Source organism: Pseudomonas sp. DF11 (assembly GCF_058148565.1).
In genome coordinates this window covers 672,548-697,773 of sequence record NZ_JBYVYN010000002.1, presented here as the reverse complement: position 1 = coordinate 697,773, position 25,226 = coordinate 672,548, and the positions used below count along the sequence as shown (strand labels likewise).

Annotated in this window: 20 protein-coding genes and 1 pseudogene; 9 read left to right on the top strand and 12 right to left on the bottom strand. The window is 60.7% G+C overall.

Annotated features, from left to right (window positions below; all coding sequences use genetic code 11):
* The first annotated feature begins 9 nt into the window (after positions 1-9).
* From AC30D9_RS09820 to AC30D9_RS09790, 7 genes and pseudogenes are all read left to right on the top strand, one after another.
* Positions 10-438, top strand: coding sequence for a DUF3757 domain-containing protein (locus AC30D9_RS09820; protein WP_307576321.1), 429 nt, complete (start codon positions 10-12; stop codon positions 436-438).
* A gap of 87 nt (positions 439-525) precedes the next feature.
* Entirely contained in the window at positions 526-1,101 is a 576-nt protein-coding gene (locus AC30D9_RS09815) for a hypothetical protein (RefSeq protein ID WP_490143954.1), read from the top strand.
* A 129-nt stretch (positions 1,102-1,230) separates the two neighbouring features.
* On the top strand, positions 1,231-1,491 hold the full coding sequence (locus tag AC30D9_RS09810; RefSeq protein WP_490143993.1) for a hypothetical protein: 261 nt from the start codon (positions 1,231-1,233) through the stop codon (positions 1,489-1,491).
* Positions 1,492-1,680: 189 nt separating this feature from the next.
* On the top strand, positions 1,681-1,893 hold the full coding sequence (locus tag AC30D9_RS09805) for a cold-shock protein (RefSeq protein ID WP_210641596.1): 213 nt from the start codon (positions 1,681-1,683) through the stop codon (positions 1,891-1,893).
* Positions 1,894-1,920: 27 nt separating this feature from the next.
* Positions 1,921-2,982: an RHS repeat-associated core domain-containing protein gene (locus AC30D9_RS09800; RefSeq protein ID WP_307576324.1), complete on the top strand. Its 1,062-nt coding sequence runs from the start codon at positions 1,921-1,923 to the stop codon at positions 2,980-2,982.
* A gap of 40 nt (positions 2,983-3,022) precedes the next feature.
* Positions 3,023-3,562 (top strand): annotated as a pseudogene (locus tag AC30D9_RS09795) (RHS repeat-associated core domain-containing protein); the annotation flags it as partial.
* A gap of 80 nt (positions 3,563-3,642) precedes the next feature.
* Positions 3,643-3,948, top strand: a complete 306-nt coding sequence (locus AC30D9_RS09790) for a hypothetical protein (RefSeq protein ID WP_490143953.1) — start codon at positions 3,643-3,645, stop codon at positions 3,946-3,948.
* A 69-nt stretch (positions 3,949-4,017) separates the two neighbouring features.
* On the opposite strand, the gene fdhA is transcribed toward AC30D9_RS09790, so the two are convergent.
* The 8 genes from fdhA to AC30D9_RS09750 all read right to left on the bottom strand — a co-directional run bounded on the left by fdhA (position 4,018) and on the right by AC30D9_RS09750 (position 14,181).
* Positions 4,018-5,217, bottom strand: a complete 1,200-nt coding sequence (fdhA, locus tag AC30D9_RS09785; protein WP_134926132.1) for a formaldehyde dehydrogenase, glutathione-independent — start codon at positions 5,215-5,217, stop codon at positions 4,018-4,020.
* Between the two features lie 221 nt (positions 5,218-5,438).
* Positions 5,439-6,296 (bottom strand): formyltetrahydrofolate deformylase, encoded by an 858-nt coding sequence (gene purU, locus AC30D9_RS09780; RefSeq protein ID WP_134926133.1) that lies wholly within the window; start codon positions 6,294-6,296, stop codon positions 5,439-5,441.
* A gap of 166 nt (positions 6,297-6,462) precedes the next feature.
* Positions 6,463-7,095, bottom strand: coding sequence for a sarcosine oxidase subunit gamma (locus AC30D9_RS09775; RefSeq protein WP_210641602.1), 633 nt, complete (start codon positions 7,093-7,095; stop codon positions 6,463-6,465).
* Positions 7,096-7,289: 194 nt separating this feature from the next.
* On the bottom strand, positions 7,290-10,307 hold the full coding sequence (locus AC30D9_RS09770) for a sarcosine oxidase subunit alpha (RefSeq protein WP_490143952.1): 3,018 nt from the start codon (positions 10,305-10,307) through the stop codon (positions 7,290-7,292).
* Positions 10,304-10,633, bottom strand: a complete 330-nt coding sequence (locus AC30D9_RS09765) for a sarcosine oxidase subunit delta (RefSeq protein ID WP_109755033.1) — start codon at positions 10,631-10,633, stop codon at positions 10,304-10,306. Before AC30D9_RS09765 ends, AC30D9_RS09770 begins: the two co-directional genes overlap by 4 nt.
* Positions 10,634-10,647: 14 nt before the next feature.
* On the bottom strand, positions 10,648-11,898 hold the full coding sequence (locus tag AC30D9_RS09760) for a sarcosine oxidase subunit beta (protein ID WP_109755034.1): 1,251 nt from the start codon (positions 11,896-11,898) through the stop codon (positions 10,648-10,650).
* A gap of 21 nt (positions 11,899-11,919) precedes the next feature.
* A complete protein-coding gene (gene glyA, locus AC30D9_RS09755) occupies positions 11,920-13,173 on the bottom strand; it encodes a serine hydroxymethyltransferase (protein WP_047228145.1) in 1,254 nt (417 codons plus the stop codon).
* Between the two features lie 303 nt (positions 13,174-13,476).
* The gene (locus tag AC30D9_RS09750) at positions 13,477-14,181 is read right to left on the bottom strand and encodes a TraX family protein (protein ID WP_490143951.1); all 705 of its coding nucleotides are present in this window, start codon (positions 14,179-14,181) and stop codon (positions 13,477-13,479) included.
* Positions 14,182-14,376: 195 nt separating this feature from the next.
* On the opposite strand from AC30D9_RS09750, the gene AC30D9_RS09745 reads away from it, so the two are divergent.
* A complete protein-coding gene (locus tag AC30D9_RS09745; RefSeq protein WP_307576335.1) occupies positions 14,377-15,417 on the top strand; it encodes a threonine aldolase family protein in 1,041 nt (346 codons plus the stop codon).
* 212 nt (positions 15,418-15,629) lie between these two features.
* On the opposite strand, the gene gbcB is transcribed toward AC30D9_RS09745, so the two are convergent.
* On the bottom strand, positions 15,630-16,730 hold the full coding sequence (gene gbcB, locus AC30D9_RS09740) for a glycine betaine monooxygenase reductase subunit (RefSeq protein ID WP_134926139.1): 1,101 nt from the start codon (positions 16,728-16,730) through the stop codon (positions 15,630-15,632).
* A 283-nt stretch (positions 16,731-17,013) separates the two neighbouring features.
* Here gbcB and gbca point away from each other — a divergent pair, with 283 nt between their 5' ends.
* Positions 17,014-18,309, top strand: coding sequence for a glycine betaine monooxygenase oxygenase subunit (gene gbca / locus AC30D9_RS09735; RefSeq protein ID WP_490143950.1), 1,296 nt, complete (start codon positions 17,014-17,016; stop codon positions 18,307-18,309).
* 107 nt (positions 18,310-18,416) lie between these two features.
* Here the strand turns inward: gbca and AC30D9_RS09730 are convergent, their stop codons facing one another.
* The 3 genes from AC30D9_RS09730 to AC30D9_RS09720 form a co-directional block, all read right to left on the bottom strand.
* Positions 18,417-19,661 (bottom strand): metallophosphoesterase, encoded by a 1,245-nt coding sequence (locus AC30D9_RS09730; RefSeq protein WP_490143949.1) that lies wholly within the window; start codon positions 19,659-19,661, stop codon positions 18,417-18,419.
* Positions 19,662-19,688: 27 nt separating this feature from the next.
* Positions 19,689-21,557 (bottom strand): c-type cytochrome, encoded by a 1,869-nt coding sequence (locus AC30D9_RS09725; protein ID WP_490143948.1) that lies wholly within the window; start codon positions 21,555-21,557, stop codon positions 19,689-19,691.
* Between the two features lie 167 nt (positions 21,558-21,724).
* Positions 21,725-25,177 (bottom strand): GMC oxidoreductase, encoded by a 3,453-nt coding sequence (locus AC30D9_RS09720; RefSeq protein WP_134926142.1) that lies wholly within the window; start codon positions 25,175-25,177, stop codon positions 21,725-21,727.
* Positions 25,178-25,226: the final 49 nt, after the last annotated feature.

The following is a 25,226-nucleotide window of genomic DNA, read 5'->3' as shown; positions in this document are numbered from 1 at the left end:
GCTTGGCAAATGAAAAAAATACCGGCTGGAGGCGCGGTGTTACTCATGCTGATCATCGGCCATGTCCATGCCGGTGAAATAACGTGTCCGGCCGCTACAAGCATTCATAGGAACATTGAAGCGCTGGAAGACGTTTACTCTGTCGACGGGCAGGAAAATCACGAATGGGCGAGCGAAAGCCTAGTGGACGTGGTTGACCCGACCTCGCTGCGATTCGAAGGGGCCGAGTACGTTATCCATGAGTCCGACGAGGATAAGCAAGCAGCCAGGTTAGCGACCATCACTTGTAGGTACGGGGATATAAATCTGAAGTTGGCGTATCAACAGATCCTGGAACCGGCATTTTCAAGATGGGCGAACAATCGCTGCGAAAGCCGGGATACCCGAATGTGCAGGTTGATGGACAACGATTACTTCAACCTGATTTTTGATAGGTAATGGCAACTCGGTCACTGTTCTCTCAAAGCATCCTGCCATCGCCTGCACAGTTACCGTACAGTGCGGCTCCTCCAGCAGAGTTTGCCTATGAACGTAAAAATCGGCGGCGCGACCCTCGCGGTCATCCTGACGGGGATGCTCATTGCCCTGGGCGTCAACGAATGCCAGCGCGGCCCGCTGAATCCGGAACTGGCCGACGGCATCAGTGAAGAGCAGAAGACTTGGCTGACCATCGAGCACCGCATCAAGCGCTCCGATCCGGCGCTGACCGAGGTGAGCCGCGAGCAGCAAGCGCTGACCGTGCTTTACCGTCCAGGCGCTTGCGCGGATGACTGCGAGCCCTGGGTTCCGCACATGCTGCGCGTTGTCGGCCATGGTTTGGCAGCGCTCAATGGCGCGCCAGGGGGCAAGCAATACACGCAAGTGACGGTCAAGGCGCGCCTGCTGGCCGATGATGACGTGGAACTGGTCTACGACATGCCGGGCTTCGACGCGATCAAGACGCAGCAGGAGGGCTACGTCACCTTTGCCAGCATGCCCCGCAAGCTGAATTTCAGCGGCGACGCCTTGGCCCAAGCGCGGGACTATTGCCAAGGCCCTAGCGCCCAGGGTTTCTACCCTGAATTCTGCGCGCGAGTCAGGACCGCTACTGCCCATCCATAACCGTGGCGAGGGCGCTTGGACCCTGGCGAAGCCTGCGATTTTTCGATCTTTCGCTTGAGACTCAAGTGTCTGGGCAAAGATCGCAACCTCGTCTCACTCGGCAGCGCCTACACAGCGTCCACGACCCACATCCCCATCACCGGCGTCGACTGCCCCCCCGCCACCCTGCTCATCGACACCCAGGCTCCCCTCGATGTCCTCTACGAAACCGCTGCCTACCGCATCCGCGCCGTCACCCAATTGCTGGAAAACATCGCCTTTCGCGAGGAACTCAGTTCCGACGCCGTCGTCCTCCATGACTTCGCCCTGCTCCTGGCAATTCCGTTACGCGACGGCTGCGATGTACTGGACGTGATCGGCCGGCGATTGCAGGCGCAAGCCATGGTATGACTGCTGCGGAAGTCATCCGACTATCAACGCACAACCCGTTATTTCATCTCGGTATTGCCTACTGTCAATGTTGACAGTAGGCAGCTGTTTGTCGGGGCTCTAAGCTCCAGCCGTTACAACGAAAACAAGGCGATGGGCAACCCACAGTCCCTGTGCCTTTCTTCATTCGGGCCAGCAGGAAGAATAAAAATGAGCGACCGAATCAAAGGAACCGTTAAATGGTTTAACGACGCAAAGGGCTATGGCTTCATCACCTGTGGCAAAGGAGGCGAGGAATTGTTCGTTCATTACTCGGCGATATCCGGCGAAGGTTATAAAACGTTGAAGGAAAGGCAAACCGTTTCCTTTGAAATCGAAAAGGGCGACAAAGGCATGCAGGCCACGAGAGTGACGCCAGAATAAATTTCAGTTCATTTAGAGAACCACCTGATGTCGGCAAACCGCAAAACGCCGCTCTGCCGCTATCGTTACGACCCACTGGATCGCTTGGCCGATTGCCCCCCATCGGCCCAGACCCGCACTCAGCGTTTCTACCTGAAAGAACGCCTGACCAGCGAAATCCAAGGCTCGGTACAGCGATTGGTTTTCCAGCAGGGCGATCAACTCCTGGCGCAACAACAGCGCCAGGATGACGTCGTCGAAACCACCTTGCTCGCCATCGACCTGCAACGCTCGGTTCTTTACGCACTCGACGCCACGCGGCCTCATCCCTTCGCTTACACCCCCTATGGCCACCGTGCCCCGGAAACCGGCTTGCTCAGCCTTCTGGGCTTCAACGGCGAACGACCGGATCCAGTGACGGGGCATTATTTGTTGGGCAATGGCTATCGAGCGTTCAATCCGGTGTTGATGCGGTTCAACAGTCCGGACAGGTTGAGTCCTTTTGAAGAGGGCGGTATGAATACGTATGCATATTGCGTCGGAGACCCGGTGAATCGGGTGGACCCAACTGGATACATACCACTGCTGGTGAAAGTAATAAGCGCCTTTGACTCTTTTAGAGCCCCGGCCAAAACCGCGACCGTTGGAAACGCTACATCCGTTACAGAGGTAAAACCAAATTTTATCGTTGCCGTTCTTGAGACTGCGCGGCAATCAGTATCGAGAAATGCAACCGTCCCATCCGGCTCTATGTCACCGCCAAGAGAGCATATAAATAAAATAGTTAAAGCCATGCCCGACCCTCCTCCCTTTGCAACAAGACTTAGAGCCGTCAACAAAAATCTGGCTAGCCACGGCAACGACACTCTTTCCATAAAGCAGGCGATCAGATACGGCGAACTTGTTCAGGAGGTAAACTATGGAAGGATGAGCAATACCGGTGCCCACGTCAGATCAGGAGCATCGTGGCGTCGAATATTTGTTCAAGAACGGACTCCTGAAAGCTTTGTCGGTTTCGTTTTCAATAGTGTTTTCGCCCCCCTCTCCAGTGGCGCACTGGATCACAACTTCCGGACAACCGGGAAGGCACTACGTCGATCATCGTTTTAAAGCTGGGCTCAAAACATTAACTGCTCAAGGAAGCAAAGCGATGCCCATGAATCAGCAAATCCTACTCTGCCGCTACCACTACGACCCATTGGATCGCCTAACCAACTGTACGCCCTCAGCGCAGGCTGGTACCCAGCGCTTTTACCTGAAAGATCGTCTGACCTCGGAAATTCAAGGCTCGTTGCAACGCTCGATTCTCCAACAGGACGATCAGATCCTGGCGCAGCAACTGCGCCAGGCAGGCACCATGGAAACCACTTTGCTCGCCACCGACCAACAGCGCTCGGTGCTACACGCACTCGACGCCACGCGCCCTCACCCCCTTGTCTACACGCCATACGGTCACCGTCCCCCGGGAAGCGGCCTGCTCAGCCTGCTCGGTTTCAACGGCGAACGGCCCGACCCGGTGACCGGGCATTATTTGTTGGGTAATGGTTACCGAGCGTTCAATCCGGCGTTGATGCGGTTCAACAGCCCGGACAGTTTGAGTCCGTTTGGAGAGGGAGGACTGAATGCGTATATGTATTGCAAGGGCGATCCGACAAACAGAAGCGATTCAACCGGTCATTTTCCTTTTTTCCACCATTCAAGCTGAAATTCTGGAAACCATTTTCAAAAATCAAACAAACTCGCCGAACACCTGCCACACCAAACAATTTAGTGGGAAATTATAAAAAAATCGAGCAACTAAATCTTGACACTACTGAACGCAGTGTAATTTCAAGAGCACCTGAGAGACAACCAACAAGCGATACCTACAAAAAAGCCTTACAGCTATCTATAGAAAAAGAAAAGAAAATGGTTGAAAAACTAATACATTCTCTTAACTCACCAGACCCCAACCACACACCTACAAAAGAAGCAATTGATACCATAATGAATATAATTGAAAAAAACGAACAAAAATTACGCCACCCTATCAACGGCACGCTCGCTGACACATCGATCGATATTCTCAGGCAATGACTCGATCTTACCCACCCAGAATGTATTAAAAGGGCGACTTAACGTCGCCCTATCTCGCCTAAAACACACTTACGCCGCACTAAACAACTTATGCGGATCAATCACAAACTTCTTCGGCACGCCCGCATCGAACTCGCCATACCCCTTCGGCGCGTCGTCCAGGCTGATCACCTGCACGCCGACGATTTCGGCGATGTTGATGCGGTCCCACATGATCGCCTGCATCAGTTGGCGGTTGTACTTCATCACCGGGGTCTGGCCGGTGTGGAAGCTGTGGGATTTGGCCCAGCCCAGGCCGAAACGGATACTCAGGCTGCCCATTTTTGCCGCGGCATCGACGGCGCCCGGGTCTTCGGTGACGTAGAGGCCGGGGATGCCGATCTTGCCGGCCACGCGAACCACGCCCATCAAGGAGTTGAGCACGGTGGCCGGGGCTTCGTGCTTGACGCCGTCATGGCCGTGGCCGCGGGCTTCGAAGCCTACCGCATCGACGGCGCAATCGACTTCGGGTTCGCCCAGCAAGGCGGCGATCTGTTCGTGCAGCGGGGTGTCCTGGGACAGGTCGGCGATTTCGAAACCCTGGGCCTTGGCGTGAGCCAGACGAATCGGGTTGACGTCACCGATGATGACCACTGCGGCACCCAGCAGGCGCGCGGAAGCGGCTGCCGCCAGGCCCACCGGGCCGGCACCGGCGATGTAGACGGTGCTGCCAGGGCCAACCCCGGCGGTGACGGCGCCGTGGTAGCCGGTCGGCAGGATGTCGGACAGGCAGGTCAGGTCACGGATTTTCTCCATGGCCTTGTCGCGGTCCGGCAGTTTCAACAGGTTGAAGTCCGCGTACGGCACCAGCACGTATTCGGCCTGGCCGCCGGTCCAGTCGCCCATGTCCACGTAACCGTAGGCACCGCCGGCACGGGCCGGGTTGACGCTCAGGCAGACGCCAGTGTGTTGCTCCTTGCAGGAACGGCAGCGCCCGCAAGCCACGTTGAACGGCACCGACACCAGGTCGCCGATTTTCAGGTTCTCGACGTCGTTGCCTTTTTCGATCACTTCACCGGTGATTTCGTGACCCAGGACCAGACCGGTCTGGGCGGTGGTACGGCCGCGCACCATGTGCTGGTCGGAGCCGCAGATGTTGGTGGAAACCACGCGCAGGATGACACCGTGCTCAATCTTCCTGCCGCGCGGGTCCTGCATTTTTGGATAGTCGATTTTCTGTACTTCGACCTTGCCGTTGCCGAGATACACGACACCACGATTGCCAGACATGCTTTCACCTCGCTGTTGTTTTTATGGAACCGCGTTGCCCAGGCAGGCAGCGCGTTGATTGCTCGGGTAGTGCTTGTGTCTTGTTTCTTTGTTGTCTGTAAGGGCCTCTTCGCGAGCAAGCCCGCTCCCACATGTTTTTTGGTGCAACTGAGATCTGTATACCGGCACAGATCCTGTGGGAGCGGGCTTGCTCGCGAATGGCTGCGAAGCGGCCCCAAAATCTAAAGAACGACAGTGCGATTGGCGTTCAAGAACACTCGTCTTTCGATGTGATACCCCACGGCCCGGGCCAGGGTCAGCCCCTCGATGTCCCGGCCCTTGGCGATCAGATCCTCGGGATAGTGGCTGTGATCCACCACTTCCACGCCCTGAGCGATGATCGGGCCTTCGTCCAGGTCGTTGTTGATGTAGTGCGCCGTGGCACCGACCAGTTTCACGCCTTTGTTGTAGGCCTGGTGATACGGCTTGGCGCCCTTGAAGCCCGGCAGCAGCGAGTGATGGATGTTGATCGCCTTGCCGTCGAGCTTGCGACACAGTTCCGGCGACAGCACCTGCATGTAGCGGGCGAGAATCACCAGCTCGGCGCCGGTGTCTTCGATCACCTGCCACACCTGCCGCTCCTGGGAGGGCTTGTCGTTCGGGTCCAGGGGGAAATGGTAGTAGGGAATCTGGTGCCAGTCGGCCAACGGCTTGAGGTCGGGGTGGTTGGAGACCACGGCCACCACGTCCATGGACAACTGGCCGATGCGCTGACGGTAGAGCAAGTCGTTGAGGCAGTGATCAGCCTTGGAGACCATGATCACCACTTTGGGCCGGTAGTTGGGCGGCGTCAGTTCGAAGACCATGCCGAAGGCTTGCGCACGTTCGGCCAGACCGGCCCGGAAACTTTGCTCGTCAAAACCATCGGGCTGGCGGAACTCCACACGAATGAAGAAACGCGCCGAGAGCCGGTCGTCGAAGGAATGGTGCTCGGTGACGTAGCAGCCCTGCTCGAACAGAAAGCGGGTCACCGCGTCCACCGTGCCGAGCACGCTGGGGCAGTCGGCGGTCAAGATCCATGTGTCTGGGGCGCGGCTCATTGCAGTGACTCCTGTGGCGAGGGGATTTATCCCCGTTGGGCTGCGAAGCAGCCCCAAAAAGCTTGATGTGATCGGCCTGACGTACTGAGGTGGCAGGTTTGGGGTCTGCTGCGCAGCCCAGCGGGGATAAATCCCCTCGCCACAAAAGGACAGCGTCCGACCTTAGTCAGGCCTGCACGCTCAAGCCATACTCAGCCGCCGCATCCTGCAACCACAACCACCAGTAATCGGAGAAGCTGCGGCGGATTACCAGTTCCCAGGTGTCTTCGCCCGTGTGGCGGATCACCAGTTGCGACTTGGCGAACACCGTGCCCACGGCCTTGCCCACCGGGAAGTTGCTTGGGTGTACATCGTAGCTGGTGGATTTCATCAGCACGTCACGCACGTTCGGGCCGGACAGTTCGAGGATCTGCTGGCCGCCGCTGACGTTGACGATCTGGATATGCAGGTCGCCCAGGGCTTCACGCAGTTTTTTCTCGGCGGCGAACTCTTCGCCACTCGGCACCACCAGCAGCCACTCGTCCGGGCCGAGCCATTGCAGGCTGGTTTCACCCTTGACGATGACGGTCAGTGCCCCGGGCAATTCCAGGCCCAGGGCCTTGTGCACGCCGGCGGCGAACGCCGGGTCGTGGCCATCGCCACGAATGGTCAGGTGACCCAGGAGTTTTTTCTCGCGCACGGTCACGCCGGCGTTCTTGCGGCCCTTGCCCACCAGGCTGGCGAGGTCGGCATGGTGCAGCGACGACTCGGCCTTGGCCCCGGTGGTTGGGCGTTGTTGGTACACGTTGACTGCGGTCATATGGAGCACCTGTCTTGAATTCTGTAGTTCCGGCCTTTGTGGTGGCTGTTCTGCCGCCTTCGCGAGCAAACCCGCTCCCACATTGGATTGATGCCTGGCTCAAATTCCTTTGGCGACTTCGATCCTGTGGGAGCGGGCTTGCTCGCGAATCAGGCGACGCGGTGTAACTGCCCACCCACAGGACCAAAGTCCCTTTAGATATTCTGCCGATCCCCTTTCGGATCGAAGAACACCGAAGAAACGATCTCTGCCTCGATCACGCTGCCGTCGGCCAATGGCGCGAACACGCGTTCGCCCATGCGCTTGAGGCCACCCTTGACCACACCCATGGCAAATGAATAACCCAGGGAGTTGTGGGCATAGCTGGAGGTCACGTGACCGACCATGGTCATCGGGATCGCCTGCTTGGTGTTGAACACCAGTTGCGCACCTTCCGGCAACCAGACATTCGGGTCGATCGGCTTGAGGCCCACCAGTTGCTTGCGGTCTTCGCGCACGCAATCCTCGCGGTTCATGCCACGCCAGCCGATCCACGAGAACGGTTTGGTCCGGCCAACGCACCAGCCCATGTTCAGGTCGTCCGGGGTCATTGAGCCGTCGGTGTCCTGGCCGACGATGATGAAGCCCTTCTCGGCCCGCAGCACGTGCATGGTTTCGGTGCCGTACGGGGTCAGGTTGTACTTCTTGCCGGCCTCGACGATCTGCTCGAGCACGCCCATGGCGTAGTCGGCCTGCACGTTGATTTCGTACGACAGCTCACCGGTGAACGAGATGCGGAACACCCGCGCCGGCACGCCGCCCACCAGGCCTTCTTTCCAGGTCATGAACGGGAAGCCGTCCTTGTCCAGGTCGATGTCGGTGACTTCGCTCAGCAGCTTGCGGCTGTTGGGCCCCGACAGGGTCATGGTCGCCCAGTGGTCGGTGACCGAGGTGAAGTACACCTTCAGGTCCGGCCATTCGGTCTGCTGGTAGATCTCCAGCCATTGCAGCACGCGGGCCGCACCGCCGGTGGTGGTGGTCATCAGGAAGTGGTTGTCCGCCAGACAGGCTGTCACGCCGTCGTCGAAGACCATGCCGTCTTCCTTGCACATCAGGCCGTAGCGGGCCTTGCCCACGTCGAGCTTGGTCCAGGCGTTGGTGTAGATGCGGTTGAGGAACTCGCGGGCATCCGGGCCCTGGATGTCGATCTTGCCCAGGGTCGAGGCGTCCAGCAGGCCGACGCTGTCGCGCACGGCTTTGCACTCGCGCTTCACCGCGGCATGCATGTCTTCGCCATTCTTCGGGAAATACCATGGGCGTTTCCACTGGCCGACGTCTTCGAATTCGGCACCGTTCTTCACATGCCAGGCGTGCAGCGCGGTGAAACGTACCGGTTCGAAGATGTGCCCACAGTGCCGGCCGGCTACCGCGCCGAAAGTCACCGGCGTGTAGTTCGGGCGGAACATGGTGGTGCCCATCTGCGGGATGCTCACGTTCAGCGAACGGGCCGCGATAGCCAGGCCGTTGACGTTGCCCAGCTTGCCCTGGTCGGTGCCGAAGCCCAATGCGGTGTAGCGTTTGACGTGTTCCACCGACTCGAAGCCTTCGCGGGTGGCGAGCTCGATGGCGGCGGCGGTGACGTCGTTCTGCAGGTCGACGAATTGCTTCGGCGCCCGTGCGGTGGCTTTTTCGTGGGGCACCTGGAACAGCGCCAGGGTTGGCTCCTCGTGACGGCTCAGGGCTTTGGGCAACACACCCTCGACGGTTTTGAAGCCGGCTTCGCTGGCCGCGCGCACGCCGCCTTCAAAACCATCGGCCAAGCTGTCGCCGAGGCTGTAGACGCCATTCACGCCGCCGACACACACGCGCTTCTGCGGTGCTTCGCCCGGTACGAAACCGAGGATGTCTTCGCGCCAGATCGGCTTGCCGCCCAAGTGCGAAGCCAAGTGAACCACCGGGCTGTAGCCGCCGGAGCTGGCCACCAGGTCGCAGTCCAACCACTCGCCGGGGCTGGTGACTTTGTGGGCGCGGACGTCGATCGCGGCGACACGTGCAGCTGTGACGCGCTTGCTGCCGCGGGCCTCGATCACGGCGCTGCCGGTAAGGATGCGGATGCCCTTGGCACGCGCCTCTTCCACCAGCGCACCCCGTGGGTTGCTGCGGGCGTCGGCGACGGCCACCACTTGCAGGCCAGCGTCGAACCAGTCCAGGGCCACGCGATAGGCGTGGTCGTTGTTGGTGCTCAGCACCAGTTTCTTGCCCGGTGCCACGCCATAGCGGCGCACGTAGGTGGAGACCGCGCCAGCCAGCATGTTGCCCGGCACGTCGTTGTTGCCGTAGACCAGCGGGCGCTCGCAGGCACCGGTCGCCAACACCACACGCTTGGCGCGGACGCGGTTGATGCGCTGGCGCACCTGGCCGATTGGCGCACGGTCACCGAGGTGATCGGTGAGGCGCTCGTGAATGGTCAGGAAGTTATGGTCGTGGTAACCGTTGACCGTGGCACGCGGCAGCAGTACCACGTCCGGCATCGACTTGAGTTCCGCGACAACAGCGGCCACCCATTCGGTCGCTGGCTTGCCGTCCAGGCTTTCGCGGGAGTCGAGTAGGCTACCGCCGAACTCTTCCTGCTCGTCGGCCAGGATCACCCGCGCGCCGCTCCGGGCCGCAGCCAATGCGGCGGCCAAGCCAGCAGGGCCGGCACCGACCACCAGCACGTCGCAGTGACGGTTCATGTAGTCGTAGGTGTCCGGATCGTTCTCGGTCGGCGAGCGACCCAGGCCGGCAGCCTTGCGGATGTACTTCTCGTAAGTCATCCAGAACGATTGCGGGTACATGAAGGTTTTGTAGTAGAAGCCCGGCGGCATCAGCTTGCCGCCGACCTTGCCGAGAATGCCCATCATGTCGTTGTTCACGTTCGGCCAGCCGTTGGTGCTGGTGGCGACCAGACCTTGGTACAGCGCCTGTTGCGTGGCCCGTACGTTAGGGATTTGCGTGGCTTCGGTGGCGCCGATCTGCAGCACCGCGTTCGGCTCTTCGGCACCGGCGGCGAAGATGCCGCGCGGGCGGGAATACTTGAAGCTGCGACCGATGATGTCGACGCCGTTGGCCAGCAGTGCAGCGGCCAGGGAGTCGCCTTCGAAACCTTTGTAGACCTGGCCGTTGAAGGTGAAGCTCAGCACTTTGTTGCGGTCGATCCGTCCGCCGTTGGACAGGCGATTGATCTGGCTCATACCTTCTCTCCCAGAGCCTGTGCGGCCGCTTTCGGACTGTCAGCCTTGTCGGTGAATTGCGGCTTTTGGCCGATCTTGTAGGTTTCGAGAATCTCGTAGGTCACGGTGTCGCGAGTCGCGTTGAAGTACTGGCGGCAACCGGCGGCGTGAATCCACAGCTCGTGGTGCAGGCCGCGCGGGTTATCGCGGAAGAACATGTAGTCGCCCCACTGCTCGTCGGTGCAGGCGTTGGGGTCCAGCGGACGCGGGATGTGCGCCTGGCCGGATGCATGGAATTCCTCTTCGGAGCGCAGTTCGCCGCAGTGAGGACAGAAGATGTGCAACATAGGGATTTCTCCTGTTAGTGGGCGACGGCAGCAGCGCCGTGTTCGTCGATCAGTGCACCGTTGTGGAAACGGTCGATGGAAAACGGCGCGGCCAGTGGGTGCATTTCACCCTTGGCCAGGCTTGCAGCGAAGACGTTGCCCGAGCCTGGGGTGGCCTTGAAGCCGCCGGTACCCCAACCGCAGTTGAAGAACATGTTCGGCACCGGGGTCTTGGAGATGATCGGGCAGGCGTCCGGCGTGGTGTCGACGATGCCGCCCCACTGGCGGTTCATGCGCACCCGCGACAGCACCGGGAACATCTCGACGATGGCCTGGATGGTGTGCTCGATCACCGGGTACGAACCACGCTGGCCGTAGCCGTTGTAGCCGTCGATACCGGCACCGATCACCAGGTCGCCTTTGTCGGACTGGCTGATGTAGCCGTGCACGGCGTTGGACATGATCACGCTGTCGATGATCGGCTTGATCGGCTCCGACACCAGCGCTTGCAGCGGGTGGGATTCGATCGGCAGGCGGAAGCCCGCGAGCTTGGCCATGTGCCCGGAGTTACCGGCCGTCACCACGCCGACGCGCTTGGCGCCGATGAAACCCTTGTTGGTTTCCACGCCGATGCACACGCCGTTTTCCTTGCGAAAGCCGATCACTTCGGTCTGCTGGATCAGGTCCACGCCCAGGGCGTCCGCCGCCCGGGCAAAGCCCCAGGCCACGGCATCGTGACGAGCCACGCCGCCGCGACGCTGGACGGTGGCGCCCATCACCGGGTAGCGGGTGTTTTTCGAGCAATCCAGGTACGGGATCTCGTCGGCCACTTGCTTGGCGGTGAGCAATTCACCGTCCACGCCGTTGAGGCGGTTGGCGCTGACGCGACGCTCGGAATCACGGATGTCCTGCAGGGTGTGGCACAGGTTGTAGACGCCACGCTGGGAGAACATCACGTTGTAGTTCAGGTCCTGGGACAAGCCTTCCCAGAGTTTCATCGCGTGTTCGTACAGATGGGCCGATTCGTCCCACAGGTAGTTGGAACGCACGATGGTGGTGTTGCGCGCAGTGTTACCGCCGCCCAGCCAGCCCTTCTCGACCACGGCCACGTTGGTGATGCCGTGTTCCTTGGCCAGGTAGTAGGCGGTCGCCAGGCCATGCCCGCCACCGCCGACGATGACCACGTCGTAGACTTTTTTCGGCGTCGGCGTGCGCCACATCCGCTGCCAGTTTTCGTGATGGCTGAGAGAGTGTTTGAAGAGGCCGAAGCCCGAATAGCGTTGCATAGTCATTACTCCAAAACCGACTCAGCGATAAACCGGGAAGTCCGCGCACAGGGCCGCTACTTGCTGGGCAACGTTGGCCTCGACATCGGCATCGCCGAGGTTGTCGAGGATGTCGCAGATCCAGCCGGCCAGCGTGACGCACTGGGTAACCTTGAAGCCGCGGGTGGTCACCGCCGGGGTGCCGATGCGCAGGCCGGAAGTCACGAACGGCGATTGCGGGTCGTTCGGCACGGCGTTCTTGTTGACGGTGATGTGGGCGCGGCCCAGGGCGGCATCGGCGTCCTTGCCAGTCAGGCCCTGACGGATCAGGCTGACCAGGAACAGGTGGTTATCGGTGCCGCCGGACACTACATCGTAGCCGCGCTTGATGAACACGCCAGCCATGGCCTGGGCGTTATCGATCACTTGCTGCTGATAGGCCTTGAAGCCTGGCTCCGCCGCTTCCTTGAAGCACACCGCCTTGCCGGCGATCACGTGCATCAGCGGGCCGCCCTGGGCACCCGGGAATACCGCGGCGTTGAGCTTCTTCTCGATTTCTTCGTTGGCCTTGGCTAGGATCAGGCCACCACGTGGACCGCGCAGGGTCTTGTGGGTGGTGGTGGTGACCACATCGGCGTACGGCAGCGGGTTCGGGTACAGGCCAGCGGCGACCAGGCCAGCGACGTGAGCCATGTCGACGAACAACAGGGCACCGACCTTGTCGGCGATCTGGCGGAAGCGTGGGAAATCCAGGGTCTTGGAGTAAGCGGAGAAACCGGCCACGATCATCTTCGGCTTGTGCTCGACCGCCAGGCGCTCGACTTCGTCGTAGTCGATCAGACCGGTGGTGGTGTCGATGCCGTATTGCACCGCGTTGTAGAGCTTGCCCGAGGACGACACCTTGGCGCCGTGGGTCAAGTGACCGCCGTGGGCCAGGCTCATGCCCAGGATGGTATCGCCAGCCTGCAGCAGAGCCAGGTACACGGCGCTGTTGGCCGAAGACCCGGAGTGCGGCTGGACGTTGGCGTAATCGGCGCCGAACAGTTGTTTGGCGCGCTCGATGGCCAGGGCTTCGACTTTGTCGACGTGCTCGCAGCCACCGTAGTAGCGCTTGCCCGGATAGCCTTCGGCATACTTGTTGGTCAGGCCGCTGCCCTGGGCCTGCATCACGCGCTTGCTGGTGTAGTTCTCTGACGCGATCAGCTCGATGTGATCTTCCTGGCGTTGCTCTTCGGCGTTCATCGCCGCCAGCAGTGCATCATCGTAGCCTTGGATTTGGTCTTGCTTGCTGAACATCGCGTCTCTCCCAGCGGCGGCGGTGCGCCTTTCGTCTCGGTGAGGCACGGACCGTTCGGTCGTGCCCTTTGGATGCGATGGTATGGCTGGCGCAGGCAGGTCAAATGCCTATGGACGCCACGCAAAGGTGCGTTTACGACATGGGAACAGACACGGTCCTTGTGGCGAGGGGATTTATCCCCGCTGGCGCGCGAAGCGGCCCTGAAACAGGCGCCTCAGAGTGTCAGGTAGTGCCTGGATTGGAGGCTTTGGGGCTGCTTCGCAGCCCAGCGGGGATAAATCCCCTCGCCACAGGGTCCCTCATCAAGCCAGCCAGTTGCGAATCGCGAGCAATATCAGGAAATGCACGGGATAAAGGCTGTAGGCCCAGCGCCGCATGGGCGGTGGATGAAAACGACCAGCCTGTCGCAAAAGCATCAACCCAAGCCATGGCGCGATCAGGCAAGCCACCAGGCCCCACAACGCCACCCCATCCCCCAGCCACGCCGCGCCATACAACACCCGCCATTGGTTGGCCGCCACACAGACCAGCCCCGGCAACAAGGCCATGTACAAACGGCGCTTGAATACCAGCAACATCGCCAGCGGCAGCAACACGCCGAAGAAGCCAAACATCAACTGCGACGAAAACAGCGCTGCCAACAGCAATGCCACCGCAGCCAGGCCGCGCGCCTCGAACGTCGATGCTTGCCAGCCACGCGCCACCAGCAAGCCCAGGACCAAGGTTGGCAGTACATTCAAAGTGGCGGGGTCAGGAATGAACAAGCGATAGGGAATTTCGCTGACTGCGCCAAATAGCAACAACCAGCCCAAGTATCGCCATGGGGCGGCACTGGCCCCACCACGTGCCAGGTTCGCCGCCATCGCCAGGCAGAACCACGGGAAGGCCAACCGTCCCGGCACATAGAGCCAATCGATGGAATAACCGACATATCGCAGGTGATCGAGCACCATCGACAACAGTGCCAGCCATTTGAGCAGATCCAAGGCACCGTCACGCCTGCTCATGAGTAAAGGGACTCGATGACCTTGTGATTTCCTGACAGAAACATCCGGTGTGTTCCCTCGCTAATCTTGGGTAAAGTGCGCACCAGTATCGACCACGGCGCTGTGGACCCAAGCACGCCGAACCTTGGAACGCCCCATCCGGGCGTTCCGCCAGGGATCTCTTTATCCAGGACTCTCTATATCAGGAGCAAGGCCATGACCGACAAGAGTCAACAGTTCGCCAGCGACAACTATTCCGGCATTTGCCCCGAAGCCTGGGCGGCCATGGAAGAAGCCAACCAGGGTCACCAACGCGCGTACGGCGACGACGAATGGACCCACCGCGCGGCGGATGATTTCCGGGCCTTGTTCGAAACCGACTGCGAAGTGTTCTTCGCGTTCAATGGCACGGCGGCCAACTCTTTGGCGCTGTCCTCACTGTGCCAGAGTTATCACAGCGTGATCTGCTCGGAAACCGCCCACGTCGAAACCGACGAATGCGGCGCGCCGGAGTTCTTCTCCAACGGTTCCAAGCTGCTGGTGGCACGCACCGAAAATGGCAAGCTGACCCCCGAGTCGATCCGTGAGATCGCCCTCAAGCGCCAGGATATCCACTACCCCAAGCCACGGGTCGTGACCCTGACCCAGGCCACGGAAGTCGGCAGCGTCTACACCCCGGATGAAATCCGCGCCATCAGCGTCACCTGCAAGGAACTGGGGCTGAACCTGCACATGGACGGCGCGCGGTTCTCCAACGCCTGCGCCTTCCTCGGCTGCTCCCCGGCGGACCTGACCTGGAAGGCCGGCGTGGACGTGTTGTGCTTCGGTGGCACGAAAAACGGCATGGCGGTGGGCGAAGCGATCCTGTTCTTCAACCATGACCTGGCCGTGGATTTCGACTATCGCTGCAAACAGGCCGGGCAACTGGCCTCGAAAATGCGCTTCCTCTCCGCGCCCTGGGTCGGCTTGCTGCAGAACCAGGCCTGGCTCAAGCACGCCCGCCACGCCAACCACTGCGCCCAATTGCTGGCAGAGCTGGTCAGCGACATTCCCGGCGTGGAACTGATGTTCCCGGTCCAGGCCAACGGCGTGTTCCTGCAACTCTCGGAGCCGGCCATCGCGGCCCTCACCGCCCGGGGCTGGCGCTTCTACACCTTCATCGGCAAGGGCGGCGCGCGGTTCATGTGTTCGTGGGATACGGAAGAGGCGCGGGTAAGGGAATTGGCGGCGGATATTCGGGAAGTGATGGCGGGCTAGGAAGACAGACTCAAAGCCTGCCCAGCCCATTTGTGGAAGAAGTCTATCTGTGGCGAGGGGATTTATCCCCGTTGGGCCGCGAAGCGGCCCTAAAACCTGCGGATGCGGTGTATCAGGTTAACCGAGTTGACTGCTTTGGGGCCGCTTCGCGGCCCAGCGGGGATAAATCCCCTCGCCACAAGATCTTCAGCGCCCACCAGTGAGAGTGCTGATCAAAACTCGATCCGCACATCCCCTTTCGGCACGCTGCAGCACGACAAAATGTAGCCCTCGGCCTCGTCGTCTTCGGTGATCCCGCCGTTGTGGTCCATCTCCACTTCCCCGCCCAGCTTCAATACCTTGCAGGTACCGCAGATGCCCATGCCACAGGCCTTGGGAATCATCATGCCGAGCTTGGCGGCGGCGGCGTGGACGGTTTCTCCCGGGCCCACGCGAATGCTCTTGCCTGAGGAGGTGAACTCCACCAGGTGCAGGTCTGCCGCATCGACTTCCGGAGCCTCGGCCGCTTGTTCGGCCTGTTCCACGGCGTCGGCGCGAGCTTCCGGTGGCGTGGCGCCGAAGGATTCCTCGTGGTAACGCTTCATGTCGTAGCCGGCGGCTTCCAACAGGCGCTTGACCGCGGTCATGTACGGGGTCGGGCCGCAACAGAACACCTCGCGCTCGAGGAAGTCGGGCACCATCAATTCCAGCATCTTGTGGTTCAGATAACCGCGATACCCGGCCCAGGGCTCGCCCAGGCCATGCTTTTCACAGATCAGGTGCAAGCTGAAGTTGTCGATCCGCGACGCCATGTGCTCCAGCTCGCGGTGGTAGATGATGTCCTTGGGCGAGCGGGCGCTGTGGATAAAGGTCATGTCGACATTGGCGTTGGTGTCGTAGAACCAGCGCGCCATGGACATGCACGGCGTGATCCCCACACCACCGCTCAGGTACAGAACTTTCGGGCTTGGGAAGTCGATGGCGTTGAACAACCCCACCGGCCCATGCACCGCCAGTTCCTGGCCTTCGTGCAGGGTATCGTGCAGCCAGTTGGACACCTTGCCCCCCGGCACGCGCTTGATGGTCACCGAGAAACTGTAGGGCACCGACGGCGAACTGGAGATCGTGTAGGAGCGCATGACCGGCTGGCCTTCGATTTCCAGCTCCAGGGTGACAAACTGCCCCGGCTTGAAAAAGAACATGATCGGCTGGTCGGCCATGAAGCAGAAAGTGCGCACATCCCAGGTTTCCTGGATGACTTTGACGCAACGTACGATATGTCGGCCATTGGCCCAGGTCTGGGTGGTGACCGGGTTCAGGAAGTTATTGGACATGCTGATCTCCACGGCCGACTGTCGGCCTTCATGATGGCGATTGTGCGCAGGCGCCTGGGTGACCATTTACCTATCTGCGACATTCACATACTTATCGCGACCAGCCCCCAACTACCGGGGCTTGCGCGTCGGGAACAGATTGGGCCATGTCGCCCATGGATAAGGTTCGGCCCCTGCGCGGCCCCACACTCGCCCCAACAGATAAACAAAGTTTTCTGCCTTGCGTAGCACAACCGATTAGTCATTTTTCGCCGGCCACGTAGAGGGCCATGAGGATAAAACGATGGACGTCACCACTACCCTGAGCCTGGGCGATCCGCTGGAACCCGCACGCAAGGCCACCGCGCAGATGCTGCAGGAACGCGAGCGGACCTTTTCGCTGCCGCAGCCGTTCTACTCCGATGAGCGCCTGTTTGATATCGATATGCAGGAAATCTTCCAGAAAGAATGGTTGATCGCCGGCATGACCTGCGAAATCCCGGCCAAGGGCAACTACCTGACCCTGCAAGTCGGCAAGAACCCGATCATCGTGATTCGCGGCGCCGACGGCGTGGTCCACGCGTTCCACAACGTCTGCCGTCACCGTGGCTCGCGGCTGTGCACCAGTGAAAAGGGCAAGGTCGCCAAGCTGGTCTGCCACTATCACCAGTGGACCTACGAGCTGGATGGTCGCCTGCTGTTCGCCGGCACCGAGATGGGCGCCGACTTCGACATGAAGCAGTACGGCCTCAAGCCCGTGAACGTCAAGACCGCCGGTGGCTACATCTTCATCAGCCTGGCCGAGAACCCGCCGGCCATCGATGACTTCCTGTCGACCCTGGCCCATTACATGGAACCCTACGACATGGAAAACACCAAGGTGGCGGTACAAACCACCTTGATGGAAAAAGCCAACTGGAAACTGGTGCTGGAAAACAACCGCGAGTGCTACCACTGCGGCGGTTCGCACCCGGAACTGCTCAAGACCCTGCTGGAATGGGACGACGTCACCGACCCACGGGCCGACCAGGCGTTCAAGGACCATGTAGCCGCCTCCGCCGCCGCCTGGGAAGCCGAGAAGATCCCTTACGCCCACGCCAGTTTCGGCCTGCGTAACCGCATCGTGCGCATGCCGCTGCTCAAGGGCACCGTGTCGATGACCATGGACGGCAAGCAGGGTTGCGCCAAGCTGATGGGGCGCATCAAGAACCCGGACCTGGGCTCGATGCGCATCCTGCACCTGCCGCACTCGTGGAACCACTGCATGGGCGACCACATCATCGTGTTCACCGTGTGGCCGATCAGCGCCCAGGAAACCATGGTCACCACCAAGTGGCTGGTGCACAAGGACGCGGTCGAAGGCGTGGACTACGACGTCGAGCGCATGCGCCAGGTCTGGGACGCCACCAACGACCAGGACCGTCGCCTGGCCGAAGAAAACCAGCGCGGCATCAACTCCACCGCCTACCAGCCAGGCCCGTACTCCAAGACCTATGAGTTCGGCGTGGTGAACTTCGTCGACTGGTACAGCGAGCGCATGCTCAACAACCTGGGGGCCGAACCGGCACCTTACCTCAAGGGTGTTCCAGTCCAGGGCTGACAACTAAAAGCATCGCGAGCAGGCTCGCTCCCACAAGGAATCTTTGGCGCACCGAAGATCAAATGTGGGAGCGAGCCTGCTCGCGATAGCGGTCTAATATTCACCGACTACTTGGAAGACCACCGCACCGAACCATCCTCCCCATAAAACGTCTCGACAATCTCCTCCCCCTTCAGTTGCACCTTCACATACCCATTCAACACCCGCAGCGGATACGCCTCGTCTCCCGCCAACTGGGTTTCCGACCACAACACCCGCACATGCCCGTTCAGTTCGCTGGTGGTGCCATAGGGAATCGCCCCGTGCCCAGCGCAACGCGCATGCAATCCGCCTTGCGGCGCGTAGCAGATACCGTTGTGCAGATGCCCCCAATACCAGTAATCCGGCTCGCGCCCCAGGGCGTCGCACACCGGTTGGTAAAGTGCAGTCTTGTTGTGCCCGGAAATATCGAAGCCCTGGTGATGACTGAGCACCATCAACTTCTTGCGCTTGGGCAGGGTTTTCATCCACTCGATCTGTTGGGTGTTGAGGGTGCCATCCATGTACAGGTTCATGGCGTCCGAGGCATAGGCACTGTCCAGGCCCACCACGAGCCAGTCGTCGTTGTACAAGGCAAAGTAGCTGGTGCCTTGTTGCACCGGGAAACGCTTGGCCAATTCCTTGAAATAGCCGTGGGCACCGCTGTACATCTCGTGGTTGGAATTGAGGGTGAACGAGCCCTGCTTGCCCTGGGGCCAGCCGGCCATGTCGACGTCTTCCTGGGAATGGGTCCCGGCGTAATACACATCGCCCAGGTGGACGGTGAAATCGGCCTCGGCCAGCTGCATCTGATTGGCCACGGCCACCGCCGGTGCGTGACTGTCGAAAGGCCCGGTGCCCCAGTCGCCGGCAATGGCCAGCACCACGTCGCTGTCCATTTTCACCAGCGCCGGGTTGGTGGCGAACGTTGCGTGATGGCGCAGGTTCTCGATCCACTTGAGCAGGGCCTCGCTCCACAACAGGTCCAGCAGTTCCCATTTGCGACAGCCGAGCAAGGTGCCGTCCTTGAGTACCTGAGTAGGGAGCTCGGCGACGGTTTGCGGCAAGGGGCTGGGATTGCCGATCTTGAGGATCGACAGGCCATGGGCAAGTTCCCACGGTACGGCCGGTTCATCGTCCGGCAGTTCGCCATGCTTGATGACGTATTGCGCCTGGTCGTGACCTCGCTGCAGCAGCTTGACGATGGCCTCGAACTCTTCGGGTTCGAGCTCGTTGACGAGTTTCTGCCAGGACATTTCCAGCCGCGTAACCAACCCGTGCAGGCGGACTTTGACCTTGTCGAACTCATGTTCCCAATGGTGCAGTAATGACATGTGGACGCTCCTTCGCAATGCCCCGGGCTACAGGGTCTTCATGAATTCGATCAGGGCTCGCTTGTCGACGTCCGACAGTTGCGTGCCATACAGGTGGCCGCCGTTGTGGTTGCCCTCCAGGCGGGTGTCGTACTTGAAGTCCGCCGATGCCTTCATCTGCGCACCGCTGGTGATGAAACCGACCTTCTCCGGGTCGTAGATGTCGGAGCCGGTGTAGAACACCTGCGGACGTTGCTCCGGCGGTTGCAGCAAATCCCACAGGGTCGGCACCGAGCCGTTGTGCAGGTATGGCGCGCGCAACCAGATGCCGTCGGTGGGCGTGTTGCTGTAGCTCTGGGTCTTGCGGTAGGCGCCGAAGTCGAACGGTGGTTTCTTGAAGCCATGGAACGCCGTCACCAGGCCGGTGGTGAAGGAATTCAGGCGATGGGGGTCGGTGCCCAACTGGTCGATGTTGGTGGTGACCTGGCCGGTGTCGCTGCGACCGAAGTCATGGCAACCGGCGCAGTTTTTCTCCCAGATCGGTTTGCCCTGGGCGACTTTCGCCTGATCCAGGGCGAACGGCCAGGCGGGTGCCTTGTGGCCCAGCAGCCAGTTGGTCACGCGGTTGAAACTCGGTGGCAGCACCGATTCCGGCGTCGCGCCCACGGCCATCGCCGCCGCGTAGTTGCGCTCGTGGATCTTGTTGTTATTGCCGTCCCAATGCAGGTACATCGACTCGCGGGGCTTCTGGTTCCAGACCTGCGGCAGATCCACGGTGCCAATGGTGGAGTCATCCGGGAAGCCGAACACCACCATTTTGGTCGGGTTGAAGGTGTCGGTCCGCCCAGGGCCTTGGGCCGGACGCAGTTTCTGCCAGGCGTAGGACTGCTTCTGCTTGAGCAGCGCGCTCTTGGCCATCGGGATGATCAGGTAACGGTTGTACAGTTTCTCGAAAAAGCCCAGCTGGAATTTGCTGTTGATCGCCGCCATGACCGCATCGGGGGTGAATTTCGGGTCGCTGGCGCAATCATAGGCGAACCACTGGAAGGCCTGCAGCTGCAAGGTATTGGCCGGCGCGCTGGCGACCGGAATTGCTACGTCAGTGGCATTGGCCCGGTAGGAACCGGTGTGGCACAGGGCGCAGTTGGGCTCCACGGTGGGGTAGCCGAGTTGCCGCTTGGCCATACCGATGGGCAAGTCTTTGCCGTTTTCATAGAGGAAACCGAACACCTCGTAGCCGCCCGGCTTGGGCAGTTTTTCCGGGCACATCTGCGGTAGCACGGCGAACAGGTAGTAGGGAATCCGCGCCTCGATGCCCAGGCCGATGGCGGCGTATTTGTAATGATCCTCGTCGGAAGCGAAGTCCGGTTGCGGCACTTCCCGGATCATCTGGTACCAGGTCTGGTAGCCGATGAAGCCCAACAGCAGCAACACCACCAGCGTGCCGACCTTGAAAGCATGGCTCTGCCAGCGCCGCACCCAACCGGCACGCCACTCCCGCCAACCGGCGCAGAGCAAGGCCAGCGGACGATTGGCCACCGGGCTGCCCAGGTACAGCAGCACGCCCAGGATCAGGAACATGCTCAAGTCGCCCATCAACATCGGCACGAACAATGGGCCCTGGTTGTTGGTGTTGATCAAGTAGATCCAGAACACCACCGCCACCAGCCGCGACAGCACGCACAACCACGAATGCACCACGAAACGTGGCGCGTTGAACCCCGAGGGCATGTAGAACAGGCTGATCCCCACCAGTAACATGCCGGTGTTTTCCAGCCAGGGATCGGACAGCACGGGCGGCAAGCCGAGCATGGACGTCAGCAACGCCGGCGCGAACAGCGCCGGGATCGCGAAGAACATGTTCATGACAATCCCGATCCAGATGACGCGTTGGAACCAGCGGATGTAAGTGTTCATGGGCATCCTTTTTCCTTATTCCTGACTCACGAGATGCAGCGCTGTAACGATCGCCATCGCGAGCAGGCTCGCTCCCACAGTGCGCGGTGTTAACCACTGAACTTGTGTACCACGCAAATCCTGTGTGGGAGCGAGCCTGCTCGCGATGCGGTCAACTCGGCCCAGAACTAGCCCAGCGCAGTCTTCTCCAGGTGTTCGAGGATGAGCGGATACACATCCACCACCGCATCCTTGCCAAACATGCAGTCGATGTGACCGTACCCCGGCACTTCGTGGCGGCTGAACAACTGCGGGCCATGCATCTCGCACAGTCGCTCGTAGGTCTTGAGGGTGCTTTGCGGCAGGTAGCACTGGTTGTCGGCGCCGCTGATGAAGCAGATCGGCAGCTTCAGCCGATCGAAATGCGGCATGTAGACGTCATTGCCCTTGAAGTCCACCAAATGCCCCTTGCGCACGATCAGCGCCAGGTGCTCGAACGTCTGGATGTTCGACTCGCCGAACAATTCATGCAGGTTGTCGTGCAAGGTTTCGTTGAGGGTGTCGTGGCGGTACAGCGACGCATACATGAAGGTGATGCGATGGCAGACCGGGTTGGTGCAATAGCCCTGGGCTTCGATCCGGGCATAGCCGTTGAGGGCCTTGTCGTAGAGTTTGTTGAACCAGCTTTCCTTGGTGTCGGCGTAGGCCGTGAGGGACTTGATGCCGATGGCATCGAGCATCCCCGGCAAGTGCAAACCGGCCTTCAGCCCGGTGGCGGTGGCGACCACCGTGTCAGCGGCGATCTGCGAACAAACCACCGAACGCACCCCTTGCAGCCCTGCCAACATCGACATGAAGAAGGTCGTCGCGCCATAACAATGCACCACGCATTGCACGTCACGGGCCAGGGTCGCTTGCTGGATCTGCTCGATGGCGGCCTTGAAATCGTACTGGGCCACCTGGTCGCCGTTCCATTCATGCTTGCTGGCCGGCAGCAGGATGCTCACCCGCAGGTCCAGCAACCAGACGTCGTACTCGTGCTTGCACAGGTACTCCAGCAAGTTGGTATGGATAGTGTCGGTAGAGAAAATATTCGAACCCACGCCCAGGCCGTGAACCAACATCACCGGACCCTTGGTACCGGCCTGGTAGCGGGTCAGGCGCAGCTCGACGTTGTCTTCGGTCTGGAAGAAATGCACCGCCGGCGCTGGCGCAACCAACGGCCGTTTCAAGCGGGGCGGCGCATCCGGGTTGAAGTAGACGTCGCCGGCGAAAACCCCGCCGTAGCTTTCCCACAGGATCCCGGCGAAGAACTTGCCGAACCGCGCCAGTGCCTCCACACGCTCGCGCTCGTTGCGGGCGTTGAGCACTTTCATGGTAGTCATCTGCTTGGCGAAGTCGGCCGGCAGAATGTGCATCACCCCGGAGCCGATCACCGCGCCGGTCTTGTCCGGCCCGCGATAGAGCGTGACGTAAAGGGTGCTGGTGTCGTGCCAGATGTTCAGCACGCCGTTGTCCTCGGGCACGGTCTTGAAGGCGCTGAAGTAATAGTCGCTGCCATCCTCGGCGGTCAGCTTCATGTCGTAGTTCATGTGCCGCACGCCAACCTGTTCCTGGTACTGCTCGAACAGATTGAACACGCCGTTGCTGGCGACCAACGGCTGCGATGAGAGCAGAGGCGCATCGAGAGTGCCTACCAGGGTCGCGGCGTGCTCCGGTTCCTTGATCAGGCGATTGAGGTCGGCGGCGGTGATGGTCAGGGTGAATTCGATGGGCGAGTTGTCGGCCTTGCCCCGCTTGGCCGCCGCTTCGTACAGGCTGAGGTCGGTGCCCTGGGCTTGGGTGAAGGCGGTGGAAAAGTAGCCCTTCATGGTTTCGGTGAACTGCACGCCGAGTGTCGGCGCCGCCACAGGTTTGCTCGGGGCCGAGGGCAGCGTGTAGTCGATGATCCAGCCCCGATCAGCCGCCAGCAGCCCCATGTTGCGCTCGCTCACCGCCGAGATGGTCAACAGTGGGTTGACCGCCAGGGACGTCGGGATCACTGCGCCGTCGCTCACGTACAGGCCCGGGTAGACATCGGTACCGCTGGTGCCACTGAACACCTGGCCCTTGTGGTTGACCACCCCTTGCGTCGCATCTTCGCCCATCACACAACCGCCCAACGGGTGGACCGAGACGATGCTGTGCTTGAGCAGCTTGGTCCAGATCGGGTTCTCGACCCAGATCCCCCCCAGGGCCTTGGTGCTCTGGTGCAGGCGTTCATTGCCAAGGGTGACGTTTTCCTGTTCGCCGACGCCGGGCCAATCGATGCGCAATTGGTCCTTGCTATCGAGCAGCATGCGGCCCTTGGCGTTGTCATGGCTCATGATCAGGTAGGTCTGCATGTTATGCAGCGCACCGTAGTAGGGGCCGCGCAGGAAACTCTCGGCTTCCCGGCCCTTGTACTTGAGGCTGGCACCGAAACCGGTGTCGGTAGGCACGCCGATCATCCCGGCGAATGCCGCCATGCTCGGCACCATGGCTGAGCCGAGGGCGCCGGGAATCGAACCTTCTTCGATGACCATGCGGCTGCGCCAGTCGCCCTCGGTGCGCATGTCGATGATCGAGGTGATGCAAGGCCCCACCGGTTCCAGCTCCTTGGCCGAATGGGCGCCAAAGCCGATGCCGTTGATGACCTGGTCGCAGTTGTGGCCGAAACCGAGGATGTCGCCATTGCCGCTCATGTTCTCGCCCAACTGGCTGGACATCGACAGGCCCTTGTCTCGCGAGCGCAACATGATTTCGGTGGAGCCCAGGGTGCCGGCAGACACCACCACGATATCGGCCCGCACGAACAGGGTCGGCGCCGAGAACATCTCGCGGCCACTGTCCAGGTATTGGAAGTGCACGATCCAGCCATTGCCGTCGCGCTCCAGGTACCGCACCTCGGCCTGGCAGAAAATCTCCGCGCCGTGGTTCCAGGCATCCGGCAGGTAGTTCATCAGCGTGGTGTTCTTGGCCTTGTTGTTACAGCCCGAGACGCAATCGCCACAACCATTGCAGGGCAACTGTTCAACACCGACGTGGTTGAGGTTGTTGGGCAGCTTGTCGAAGGTCACATTGATCGGCGGCTTGTAGAAATGCGCGCCTTGCTTGAGGTAGTCGGCCGACTTCTTGTGGGCATCGAGCTTGGGCAGGTTCGGCTGCGAAGCTGGATAGGGATTGGGCTTGAGCATCTCCCGGGCCCGCGCGTAGCCATCCTTGAGCAGCGTGTCGCGGTGTTCGCGCACCGCCTGGGGCCAGCGCAGGTCCTCGAACACACCAGGCTCCGGCTCCAGCGAAACGTTGGCATTGATCAGCGAAGTGCCGCCCAGGCCACAACCGACCACCACGTTCTGCTGGGCGTTGACGTGCAGGTCGAACAGCCCGGTGCGCGAACCGATGTGCCCATCCGGGTCGTGGACTTGCAGTTCTTCGGTGGCCGAGAGCAGCGTGTTGGGGTATTCGCCGGGCTGGATTTCCCGGCCACGCTCCAGCAGGCAAACCTTGCGCCCGGCCCGGGACAGGCGCGAGGCAGCAATGCCACCACCGTAGCCGGAACCGATGACAATCACATCGTAGTGCTCCTGGATATCACTGATGGGGGTCGAGATCCGTGTCATGTTCAAGTCCTCTCAGGCAGATGGGGCAACTCTGCGGTTGCCTGCAAAT